The sequence below is a fragment of the Nocardia sp. GTS18 genome (genome assembly GCF_013839555.1).
Classification (GTDB): Bacteria; Actinomycetota; Actinomycetes; order Mycobacteriales; family Mycobacteriaceae; genus Nocardia; species Nocardia rosealba.
The window spans coordinates 338687-349782 of sequence record NZ_JACBIU010000002.1 but is presented as its reverse complement, the minus strand read 5'-3'; the positions used below and the strand labels follow the sequence as shown (position 1 = coordinate 349782).

8 protein-coding genes are annotated in these 11096 nt (G+C 66.4%); 1 reads left to right on the top strand and 7 read right to left on the bottom strand.

What is annotated here, in order from left to right; all coding sequences use genetic code 11:
• The 3 genes from HYG95_RS04790 to HYG95_RS04780 all read right to left on the bottom strand — a co-directional run.
• On the bottom strand, positions 1-4344 hold a 4344-nt coding region (locus tag HYG95_RS04790; RefSeq protein ID WP_181696762.1), incomplete at its 3' end, for a putative T7SS-secreted protein.
• Between the two features lie 2 nt (positions 4345-4346).
• Positions 4347-4967, bottom strand: a complete 621-nt coding sequence (locus tag HYG95_RS04785) for a hypothetical protein (RefSeq protein WP_181696761.1) — start codon at positions 4965-4967, stop codon at positions 4347-4349.
• Positions 4967-5368, bottom strand: coding sequence for a hypothetical protein (locus HYG95_RS04780; RefSeq protein WP_255494974.1), 402 nt, complete (start codon positions 5366-5368; stop codon positions 4967-4969). The genes HYG95_RS04785 and HYG95_RS04780 overlap by 1 nt, the downstream gene beginning before the upstream one ends.
• A gap of 214 nt (positions 5369-5582) precedes the next feature.
• Between HYG95_RS04780 and HYG95_RS04775 the strand changes: the two genes are divergently transcribed.
• Entirely contained in the window at positions 5583-5750 is a 168-nt protein-coding gene (locus tag HYG95_RS04775; RefSeq protein WP_181696760.1) for a hypothetical protein, read from the top strand.
• Between the two features lie 8 nt (positions 5751-5758).
• Here HYG95_RS04775 and HYG95_RS04770 read toward each other — a convergent pair whose 3' ends face one another.
• From HYG95_RS04770 to HYG95_RS04755, 4 genes are all read right to left on the bottom strand, one after another.
• On the bottom strand, positions 5759-7732 hold the full coding sequence (locus HYG95_RS04770; protein WP_370465681.1) for a 5-oxoprolinase/urea amidolyase family protein: 1974 nt from the start codon (positions 7730-7732) through the stop codon (positions 5759-5761).
• 161 nt (positions 7733-7893) lie between these two features.
• Complete coding sequence (locus tag HYG95_RS04765) at positions 7894-8511, bottom strand: urea amidolyase associated protein UAAP2 (RefSeq protein ID WP_181696758.1); 618 nt, start codon at positions 8509-8511, stop codon at positions 7894-7896.
• The gene (locus tag HYG95_RS04760; RefSeq protein ID WP_181696804.1) at positions 8508-9242 is read right to left on the bottom strand and encodes a DUF1989 domain-containing protein; all 735 of its coding nucleotides are present in this window, start codon (positions 9240-9242) and stop codon (positions 8508-8510) included. Before HYG95_RS04760 ends, HYG95_RS04765 begins: the two co-directional genes overlap by 4 nt.
• A 288-nt stretch (positions 9243-9530) precedes the next feature.
• On the bottom strand, positions 9531-11060 hold the full coding sequence (locus HYG95_RS04755) for an amino acid permease (RefSeq protein WP_181696757.1): 1530 nt from the start codon (positions 11058-11060) through the stop codon (positions 9531-9533).
• Between the last annotated feature and the right edge of the window lie 36 nt (positions 11061-11096).

Below are 11096 nucleotides of genomic sequence, written 5' to 3'. Positions count from 1 at the left end.
GGGGAGGCTGGCGGTGATGTTGGAGAGGGGGTCGTATTCGTAGGCTTCGGTGAGGGTGTTGTTGCGGGTGATGGTGTTGACCCGGCCGATGGGGTCGAGGGTGTAGGTGGCGTGGGTGGGAGGTGTGTCGGGGCGGGTGGTGGTGTGGTGGGTGAGGTAGCCGTCGGGGCGGTAGGTGTAGTCGTCGCGGCGGATGGTGAAGGGGGCGGGGCGATTTGCGGTCGAAGGGCCGAAGTCGCCGAGGTCGAGGGTGAATTCTTCGGCGGGGAAGCCGGTGACTTGTTGGGTGGCGATATTGCCGGTGGGGGTGAAGGTTCGGTCGATTTGGACTTCGCCCACGCGCCAGCCGGTGAGACGGCCTGCGGGGTCGTGGTTGAACGAGATTTCGGTGTCGTCGGCGTGGAGGGCGGTGACCTGGCCGAGGGTGTTGTGGCGCCAGGTGGTGACGGAGCCGGTGGGAGTGGTGCGGCGGATGCGGCGGCCGCGGTGGTCGTAGTCGTTGACCAGCGGTGGTTGGTCGTCGAGTTGTTGAGTGGCGACCTGACCGGTGGGGGTGTAGGTGAATCGCAGTGTGTGGGTGACGGTTTCGTCGGTGCCGTTGACGGCGGTGAGGACGCGGCCCGCGGGGTCGTGGGTGTAGGAGAGGAATTCGCCGGTGTCGGCGGTGATAGACGTCAGGTTGCCGAGGATGTCGTAGCGGTGGTGGCGGGTGACCCCGGTGGCGGGCGTGACCGTCGCGACGCGGCCCGTGATGGTGTGGGTGTATGTGGTGGTGGCGCCGGTGTAGTCGGTTTCGGCGATCAGCCTGCCCGCGAGGTCGTATTCGTAGGTCCAGCGTTGGCCGAGCGGGTTGATGACGGCGATGAGCTGGCGTTCGGTGTTGTAGAGGTAGCGGGTGGTCGAGCCGTCGGGGTCGGTGCGGGTGGAGACTTTGTCGAAGCCGCCGTAGGTGTAGCGAGTGACGCCGCCGTTGCGGTCGGTGTGGGTGAGGAGATTGTTCTCGCCGTCGTAGGTCCAGGTTTCGGCGAAGCCGTCGGGGTCGATCCGCCGGGCGGGGCGGCCTGAGGCGGTCCATTCGTAGTGGGTGGTCTGCCCCAACGGGTCGGTGACCCGGACGGGTCGGCCGAAGGTGTCGCGGCGGATTTCCGTGGTCGCGCCGTACGGGTCGGTGACGGTGATCGGCAAGCCTGCGGCGTCGACTTCGATCCGGGTGACAGCGCCGTCCGGATCGCGGACTTCGCTGACCGCACCACAGGGATGGTGGGCGTATTCGGTGCGTGCGCCTGCGGCATCGGTGACGGCGACGAGATTGCCCGCCTTGTCCCACTCTCGATGCACGGTTGTGCCGTCGGGCTGGGTTATGGCGGTGGGACGGTTGGCGTAGGCGTATTCGACGGTGATGTCGGTGCCGTCCGGGCGGACGATTCTGGCTACGTCGCCGTCGGCCGTGTACTCGTAGCGGGTGATCGCACCGTCGGGTTCGGTGACCTTCAGTGGTTTACGGGCGGTGTTGTAGTCGATATGACGGCGCCCGCCGTCGGCAGCGCGGAAGTCTCGCAGGCGTAGGTCGTTGTCGAATCCGTAGCCTGTGACGCCTCCACGTGAGTCGGTGAGCCGGGTGAGACGACCCGTGCCGTCACCGAGTTCGAGGTATTCGTAATCCGCGTTGAACACACCGTCGGCGCCGCGCTGGGTGATGACGCGGCCTGCGTCGTCGTAGATGTTGACGACCCAGCTGCCGTTGGAGTCCGTCCACGACAGCATGCGGTGGTGTTCGTCGTAGGTGTAGCGGATGGTTCCGCCGACTCCGTTGGTTTCCGCAGTCAGTTCACCGTTGTCATAGCCAAATTCGCGTACACGGGTGAACGTTTCGATCCCGTCGACTTCGCCCGCCACGGTGATCGAGTTGATGCGACCGTTGGCTGTATCCAGAAGTACTCGGTAGCCACCGGAGGAGGTGACCTCGGTCGGGTCTCCATTACTGTTGTAGTGGAATCTGACTCGGTTGTGGTGACGGTCGGTGATCGCGGAGATCGCGAAATTGCCGAGGAGCGTATCGATGCCGCCGAGCACGGGCTCGGGAGCGAAATGCCACACCAGTTCCCGATCCGGATCCCACAACCGATAGCCACCGGCTTCGGTGCGAGTGAGTTTCCAGCGTTGACCACCGGTGATCGGTTCGACACCGACACCGACCTCGGCATGCGGGTAAGGCAACAACATGCCGTCTTCGAATACGACCGTGACGCAATCCTCTTCGACGACCACCCGCATGTCCAAGGTGGCCGACCAAGAAGGGCCGAACCAGCGGCCGAAGCGGTAGTTGGAATGGTGGGCGCGTTTCAACACCAACCGAAGGACGCCGGGCAGATCGAGGTCGGTAAGTGGAAGGAGGAATTCGCCGGTCGCGGGGTTGACCGGGTCTCCGACCTTGGGCGTTTGTTCGTCGGTACTGTTGCTGGCCGGTCCGTCCTCTTGCGCGGTGTTACCCGCGCTGGGCTCACCGGCACCGCCATTGTCTTGGTCTGAACGAACTCTCGGGTCGGTGTTGTTGTTCTGCTGGTCTGTTGTGTCGCTGTGACTACCCGGGTCTGTGTCTCCGGATGAGTCGCCGTCGGGGTGACCGGGGCGGTTGGCCTCCGGTGCCCTGTCACCGTCCTGGTCGGTCGCGTCGCCGTTGGTGGGCGTGGAATCGCCGTCCGGTGACGCGGCGGGCGCGGATTCGGGGTCCGGCGCCGAACCCTCGGAATCGGGAGTTGGTTTTCCCGAAAGGGATTCGTCGGTGGTGTTGGTGTTCGGTGCCCCGTTTTCGGAGGAATCGTTGTCCGGTGACGCCGAGGCCGGGGATTCCGGCTTCCCGCTCTCGGGGCCATTGTTGTCGGGTGTGGAATCGCCGGTGAGGGTCGACGGGTTGTCAGCGGGGTTCACCACAGCAGGCTCGCCCGATTGCCCGTCGGGGTTGGTGGGGGCCGGGTCGCCCGCTTGCGCGGCTGGGTTGGTCGGTGGCGCGTCCGGAGAGGTGCCTGCCGGGTTCGCGGCGGGAGCTTCGGGCGTGGCGGGCGGGTTGGCTGCCGGTGGATCGCCGACAGTGGCCGCGAGGTTCGTTGCCGGTGCGGAGGGATTGTCCGGGGGATCGGCAACCGACTGAGCAGGTGCGGATGGCGCCTCGGGTGCGTTTCGCCCGCCTGCGCCGGCGGCGTTGTCGAGGACATTGCGTGCGGTGTTGCCCGCGTCAGCCACATCGGTGACCCGGTTCACGGTGCTGGCCGTCAGCTTCGCGGCGCCGCCGGCGCCACCCGTCGCGAGGGTCGTCAGGGCATCGCCGGTGAGGGCTCCCAACGCCTCGGTCGGATTCGCCTTGAACCCGGCGAGCATCGCGGAGGCAGTCGCTTTCGGGTCTGCGGCCGCGAGGATCATCCCCGTGCTCATGTCCGACATCTTCGACATGTACTCGGCGGGGTGCGTCGCGTTGTACAGATCCAACGGATTGATCGACCGCACGAATTGCACCAGGCCGGTCAGCGAGGTCAGCAGCCCGGTCGTGATATTTGCCTGTGCGTGCTCCATCATCGCGCCGAGGTCTTCGAAATTGCTTCCCCAACGAGACAGGAAAGGCGGCTCTTCCGGCGCGGTCTCCGTGGCGGCGGTAATCGCCGTGACGGCGGCGTTCGCCGCATTGTCCCGTTGTGTACGAGCGCCGTTGAGAATGGAACGTGCCTCGTCGCGCATCGCGGTCCACGTATCGGTCAGGCTCTTGTCCTTGCGATCCTCGTCGGACTTGGCGTTCCACTCGTTTTTGCGGTCGCGTTCCTCGTTGTCGGCGGCTTGCCATTTCGCGATCGCCTCGGCGGCTTTGGTCTGCGCGGCCTCGACCTCGTGCACCCAGGCATCCAGGGCGCCCTTGGCCTTGCCCATCGCATCCGCGCCGTCCCACCACAGCTTCGGCTGCTTGGCGAATTCCTCGTGGAATGCCGTGGATGCGTCACCGGTCCAGTCGGAGACATCGATCTTTCGGAGAGCGTCACCGGTTTGGTCTATCGCCGTACCGATCTGACCGAGTTGTTCGGCAACCTCTCGGATCTTGGCAGGCTCACCGCGGATCAGCTCTTTCGGATCGGTGGTTTCGCCGAGCTCCTTCTCCGGTACCGCGCCACCAGTGGCGTCGACGATCTTGTCGCCCGCGTCGTCGAGCCACTGCGACAACCCGTCCGCACCAACCGCTTTCGCCGCGCCCGACCACGTGTCCAACGCAGAGTTGTAGGCCTGACCTACCTTTTCGGTGGCGGACTCGAGACCCTCTTCGATGGAGTCACCGAGATCATTGATGAAATCGCCGATACCCATTGCTACTGCCCCCCGGCGGATTGCTTTGCTTGCTGAATTTCCGCGACCTTGGCCGCGACACCGGTATCCGGCAGGAACATGCTGCCCAAACCGCTCTGATCAGGCGTGTCACCGGACACCAGGTACTCGCCCACCTGCCCCAACGTCGAGACGTTGTCACCCATATGCGAGAACGCTTTGCCGAAAGAATCCGCGCTGTAGTCGGCTTGGGTGGCGAGATTCCAGGTGTTGTTCGACAACACCTCGCCCCAGTCCATCGCCTCGATCTCCGCTTTGCTCAGATGCGGATTCCCCGCGAGGTGGGTGAACATCTGCTTGAACGAGGTAGAGACCTGGTCGTCGATCAGGTGGTAACGACCTGCGGACAAGTCGAGAATTTCGGCGATGGCATTACCCGACTGCACCAACGCCCGTACACCCCACGACCAGCGTTCGGCGAACGTTTCGAAGGAGGCTTGTACATTCGCCTTACCTGCCTCCATCGCCGACATCGTCAGCTCCGCGAACCCGCGACCTGCCGCGGCGGTCTCCTCGATACCGAGTTCTTTGAGCTCGCTGATGATGGTGTTGATTCCGTTCGCGGCCTGGGTGAGCAGGGCCGGATCGACATTCAGATCCGACATCAGCGACGCCCACCATCAGCCGCTGGTTCCTCCGTCACGACCGGCGGGAATACCATCGGCGCCGCACCCGACATGTCGACCGCCACACCGGTCGGCTCCTGCTGCCCCTCGGCGAACTCACGCAGACGTCGACCCAAGAAGGTGTGGAACCGGTACTCCTGATCCGCGACCACACCGCGGGCACTCATGAACCGCGCGTACTCCGGCACACCCGTGAATGCGCACAACCACGCAACCCCGCCGGACTCCATCGTGAAGACCCGATCTTCGGGGCCGAACAGGGGCACCAGCAGCGTCGACGCGTCGAACGCCGCCGTCAGTGCGTTCGGCACGCCGAATCCGGCGTAGAAGGCGGCGATCTCCGAACGCAGGCGCGCTGAATCGACCTCGACCATCGTCATGTCCGCTCCCGATCTCCCCTCGGACAAATCAGGCACCCACGGTAGCGAACGAACGGCGCCACCTCCACCGTGCCGTCAGTCACCGGCGTCGGCTACAAGTGACTCCACGGCCTGGTCACCGGCCTCCGCATCCTCCGCGATGCGACCGATCCGTCAGCGACATCGACAACGGAGGCTGCCGACGTATCCTGAACGTAAGGACCCGGGAGGGACGATGACCAGCAAGCCTGCCGAACAAGCCGACCCGCGAGCACGGTGGCGCCATCTGCCCGCTGAGCCCGAGCGGCTGATCGAGGAAACCGCCACCGATATCAAAGCGACCGATCACGGGTTTCCTGTCATCGACGTCACCGAGGATTTCGTCCGCAAGTACGGGCTCTGAACGCAACCTCAGTCGGAGAGTTCGCCTGTGGTGCGCCAGGATTGGCGTTCGGCGTCGAACGCCTCGGCCTGGGTGGACCGGAATGTCGCGATCGAGTCGGCGTTGTCGGCGAGAAAGCGCCGGTAGTCGGCGAGGCGGAATTCTCCGTCCTGCGCGGTGATCGCCACCTTCCCCGCAGCGAAGTCGGCGCGCAGGTCGAGCAACTCGTCCGCTTCCACGGGATGCCAGCGAATGCGGTCGAAATACCGGAGCAGCCATGGTGTTTCGGCTTCCTCGGCGAACCGGTCGACGCCGGGTCCGGCCGTACCGGACGGTCTTGCCCGGTGGTTCCAGACCTGGGTGGTTCGGCCGACGAACTGGTAGCCGCCGGGGCCTTCCATGCCGTAGACGCACAGGTAGGCGCCGCCGATGCCGACGGCGTTTTCGGGGGTCCAGGTGCGGGCGGGGTTGTATTTGGTGGTGACCAGGCGGTGGCGGGGATCGGTGGGGGTGGCGACAGGGGCGCCGAGGTAGACGTCGCCAAGGCCGAGCACCAGGTACTCGGCGTCGAAGACGGTGCGGTACACGTCGTCGACGGAGGCGAGACCGTTCATGCGGCGGATGAACTCGATGTTCCACGGGCACCAGGGGGCGTCGGCGCGGACACCGTGCATGTAGCGGGTGATCGCTTCGCGGGTGGCCGGGTCGTCCCAGGAGAGTGGGAGGTGGACGGTGCGGCTCGGGACGACGAGTCGATCCGAATTCGGCAGTTGCGCTTCGGCTTCGGTGAGCAGGTCGAGGAGCATCGGGATGGGAAGCAGGGCTGGGTCGACGCGGATCTGCAGCGAGCGGATGCCGGGGGTGAGCTCGAGGACACCGAGGGCGCCGAGAGCGATGAGGTGCTGGTGTAGGGCGTGCACGCGGGCACGTAGGCCCAGATCGAGGGTGAGGGTGCCGTATTCGACGAGGACGCCGTCGTCGCCCTGGCGGCGGTAGGTGACGCTGGTCTCGTCGTCGGCTTCGGTGCGGCGCAGGACGCCGTCGTCGCCGTCGCGTCCCGCCGAGACGACCGCGCTCATCGACGCGCGCCGCAGCGGTCCCAATGACCTTGCGGGAGCGGCGTGCTCGGAGCGAATCGCCACGAAACGAACGGTGTCGCCCGGTGTGAGCTGGCCGAGTTTCCAGCGGTCGGCGGCGACCACGGTCACCGGGCAGACGAAACCGCCGAGGCTCGGTCCGTCGGGTCCGAGGAGGATGGGGGTGTCGCCGGTGAAGTCGAGCGCGCCGATCGAGTAGGCGTTGTCGTGGATGTTCGACGGGTGCAGCCCCGCTTCGCCGCCGTCGGTGCGCGCCCACTCCGGTTTCGGGCCGATCAGGCGTACACCGGTGCGGTCGGAGTTGAAGTGCACCTCGTAGTCGGTGCCGAGAATGGTGTCGAAGTCCTTGCGGGTGAAGAACTCCGGTGCGCCGTGCGGACCTTCCGTGACTGCCAGTTCCCAGCGCCTGCCGAAGGCGGGGATGTCGGTCATGGGGACGGCGGGGGCGAGGCGGGTCGTCGGCTCGCCCAGCACGAGGGAATCGTCGGTGCGCAGGGCTGCCCCGGTGCCACCGCCGAACTTGCCGAGGGTGAACGTCGCCGCGCTACCGAGGAACTGCTCGACCTGGATACCGCCGGAAACCAGCACATAGGTGCGCATGCCGGGCCCACGGATCGGCCCGATGTCGAGCACGCCACCGGCGGGCACCTCGACCGTGCGCCATTGCTCGACCGGACGACCGTCCACCCGCACGTCGGCGACCGCACCGGTGACACACACCCACGTCGCCGCACCGAACCGCAACGCGGGCCCACCGAGCGTGCATTCCAGCCCGGCCGCCCCCTCGGCGTTGCCGAGCACCCGGTTACCGAGCCGGAACGAGAGATCGTCCATCGGCCCAGAGGGCGGAACCCCGATGTGCCAGTAGCCGATTCGCCCGGGCCAGTCCTGCACAGTGGTCTGCATTCCGGGCCGGACGACCTCGATCCGTCGCTGGACGGACGGCTCCTGGTCTGCGGTGCCGGTGTCCGACGCCGACTTCGCGACCTGGACGGCATCGGCACCCGTGGTCGGAAAGATGGCTTCGGTCGGGGCCGCGGTGACACTGGAATCTGTGAGGGTGCGGCTCATCGGGTCACCACCATGCGGACGGGCGTGGGGTCGAAACCGTTGCACGGATTGTTGATCTGGGGGCAGTTGGAAACCAGGACCAAGGTGTCGATCTCCGCGCGCAAGGTCACCTTCTTGCCCGGCGCCGACAACCCGTCGACGATGCCGAGCGTGCCGTCCGCCTCCACCGGCACATTCATGAACCAGTTGATGTTGGACACCAGGTCCCGCTTGCCGAGCCCCCATTCGAGGGCGGCGGTGAGGAAGTTCTCCACACAGGCGTGCTGGTGGCGGGTGTGGTGGCCGTAGCGGAGGGTGTTGGATTCCTGGGAGCAGGCGCCTGCGATGGTGTCGTGATTACCGACCTCGTCGGCGACCACGGTCATCAGCGCGGTACCACGTTCGGTGCGCAGCACACTGCCGGTGGTGAGGAAGATATTGCGCTGGGCGGCGATGGTGGCCTGGGCGCTGTAGCGGTCGGTGTGGTCGGCAGCCGAGTACAGCAGACAGTCGACGGCCTGGTTGCCGTGCAGGTCGATGATCTCGAGTCGTTCGCCCGCCCGGACGATCGCCGACCACGGCGCCTGCGCCGGAACAGTTTCGTCCAGGACGACGGTGCGGGTGGTCGTTGTCATGCCGGAATCTCCGTGTGTTGTGCGGCCGCCCACGCGGCCTCGGTGTTCTCCACGGCCCGGCGGTACTCCGGGTCGTCGTTGGGTACCTCGAAAGTGCCTGCGGGCCAGACGATCAGATCGAGGTCGCCGGTGGGGCGATCGTCGAGCGGGTGGGCCGCATTGGCGACGAGCAGGGTCACCGGAAGATGAACGAACAGGTCGATCGCCCCGCCCGCCGGACCGTTGCCGGTCGCCGCGAGGGCACCGTCGGCCCCCACCCGAACCCCACGGAACAAGGCGATCGACGGTCCGACATCGCGCGGCTCGAGCCCCTGCTTGGCCGCGGCCAGATGCAGCTGGTGGCGGGCTTCGCCGGTCGGACCGCACAGGGTGTCGTGGTGCCCGGAGGTGTCGGTGAGCACGGTGGCAAGCACGCGCCCCTGATCCGACAACATCGGGTGACCGGCACCCAGATACGCCTGCCACGGGACCTTCACGGTGTCGGCGACATTCAAGCGCTCCCAAGGCGATTCGGCGCGCAGCAGGAACAGATGCGCACACGCGGCCCCGGAGGGGTCGGACAAGCGAACCCTGGTTCCGCGGCCGAGGACGACATTCGCATAGCCACCGGACGGAATTCGCAGCGCCAGAGTAGGTTCGACGCCCGCCGGTATCTCCGGACGGGCAATCGTGGCCGTCGCAGCCTGGGCCCGCGCGTGGGCCCGCGCGCCGTCGGTGGATCCGGTCGCTATCGCGACTTCCTCGGTATGGGCGGGTGTGGGCGTGGTGTCCTGAGCCCGCGCGGCGTCTGCGGATGGGGTAGCCGTCATCAGGATCTCCTCGGTACATGCAGGCCGAGACTTCTCGGCAAACGATTGATCGACTGGGTGATTCGTTGACCTCTGCACCGCAGCGACCGGGTTGTGGCGGGTGCCAGGCAATCCCGGGCTGAGATGCTGGTCGGTTGATCACCACGCTCTGGTGGCGTTTGCGTCACGGGCGATGCCGCCACCGGAGCGTGATGATCTTGATCCACGGGCTCAGGCGGGAGCAGGCGCGATCACCGGTTCGACCGCCTCGGATTTGGTGACGACCATCCGGTACACCACCGCGCCGACGGTGAGGATCACGGCGACCGACAGCGGCCCGGCCCACAACTGCCACCAGCTACCACCCGCAGGCGTGTACACCTCGGGGCGCGGCCAGGCCAGGTTGATCACCATCGCGATGCCCCAGGCCACCGCGAGCGCGTTGATCGGAATGCCCCAGCGGCCGAGGGTGAACAGTGTCTTGTCCTCGGGCGCGGGCAAGCCCTTGATCCGCCGCACCAACAGCGGCACCGTGACCAGCAGATACGCCAGATACAGGCTCACGATGCAGACGCTGGCCAGGGTGGCGAAGATGGCCGGGTTGCCCAGGTTCAGCACCAGCAGGCTGATGCCGAGCGCGCCGATCACCACCGCGGGCCACACCGGCGTACCGAAACGAGGGTGCACGGTGGACAGCGCCTTCGAGAAGGGCAACTTGCCGTCACGTGCCATCGAGAACATCAACCGCGACCCGGCCGTCTGAATCGCGAGCGTGCACACGATCACCGCCACCGCGACACAGCCGAGCAGCACCGACCCGGCGGGGCTGTCGAGCTTGGCCATGATGACGTAAGCCAGTCCGCCGGAAGCCAATTCGCCGTCGGTGAGGCTCGGCGCCGCCATCAGCGCGCCCAGCAGCATGAGTCCACCGCCGAGCGCCGACACCGACAGCGCGAGCAGAATCGTGCGCGGTGCGACCCGGCGCGGGTTCTTCGTTTCCTCGGAAAGCTCACCGGCGGAATCGAATCCGACCATCACGTACGCCGCCATCAGGCCCGAGATCAGGAACGCCGCCCAGAACGGACCAGGTGCGGCCTGATCGGTCTGCAACACCACGTCCGGACCGCGTTCGGAGCCCGCGAAGAACAGCCCGATGATGGCGAGCACACCGACGATCTCGATGGTGACCCCGATCGAGTTGATCCGCGCCATCAGATCGATCCCGATCACATTGATGGTGGTGGTGACCACCAGCAGCGCGCTGCCCAGCAGCACCGCGTTCATCGCCCCGTCGCGTGAGGTGAGCGCGGTGTCGGAGCCGATGATCTGGAAGCCGCTCCAGATCGTGGGCAGCACCACCTGCAGGGCGATGGCGGCCGCCGCCGCGGTGACCACCTGGGCGATCACCATCATCCAGCCGGCGAACCAGCCGACGAGACCACCGGCCAACCGGCGCGACCACTGATAGATACAGCCCGAGATCGGATACCGCGCGGCGAGCTCGGCGAAGTTCAGGGCGACGAGGAACTGCCCGGCGAAAACCAGCGGCCACGTCCAGAAGAACGCGGCACCGCCGAACGAATAACCGAAACCGAAGAACTGGAAGATGGTGGTGAGGATGGAGACGAACGAGAATCCCGCAGCGAAGGACGCGTAGCGCCCGAGCTTTCGGTGCAGGACGGGTTCGTAGCCGAACTGGGCGAGGTCGGCGCCGTCGCGCGCGGCGTCGGGCGGGGCTTGGGTGGCGAGCGTCGTGGCCATATCGGAGTCCTTCGGCGGTGCGGCCAATATCTATCA

Coding starts and splice junctions, on each gene's coding strand:
- HYG95_RS04785 (WP_181696761.1), bottom strand. CDS start 4,967: ATGTCGGATCTGAATGTCGATCCGGCCCTGCTCACCCAGGCCGCGAAC.
- HYG95_RS04780 (WP_255494974.1), bottom strand. CDS start 5,368: ATGACGATGGTCGAGGTCGATTCAGCGCGCCTGCGTTCGGAGATCGCC.
- HYG95_RS04775 (WP_181696760.1), top strand. CDS start 5,583: ATGACCAGCAAGCCTGCCGAACAAGCCGACCCGCGAGCACGGTGGCGC.
- HYG95_RS04770 (WP_370465681.1), bottom strand. CDS start 7,732: ATGCAGACCACTGTGCAGGACTGGCCCGGGCGAATCGGCTACTGGCAC.
- HYG95_RS04765 (WP_181696758.1), bottom strand. CDS start 8,511: ATGACAACGACCACCCGCACCGTCGTCCTGGACGAAACTGTTCCGGCG.
- HYG95_RS04755 (WP_181696757.1), bottom strand. CDS start 11,060: ATGGCCACGACGCTCGCCACCCAAGCCCCGCCCGACGCCGCGCGCGAC.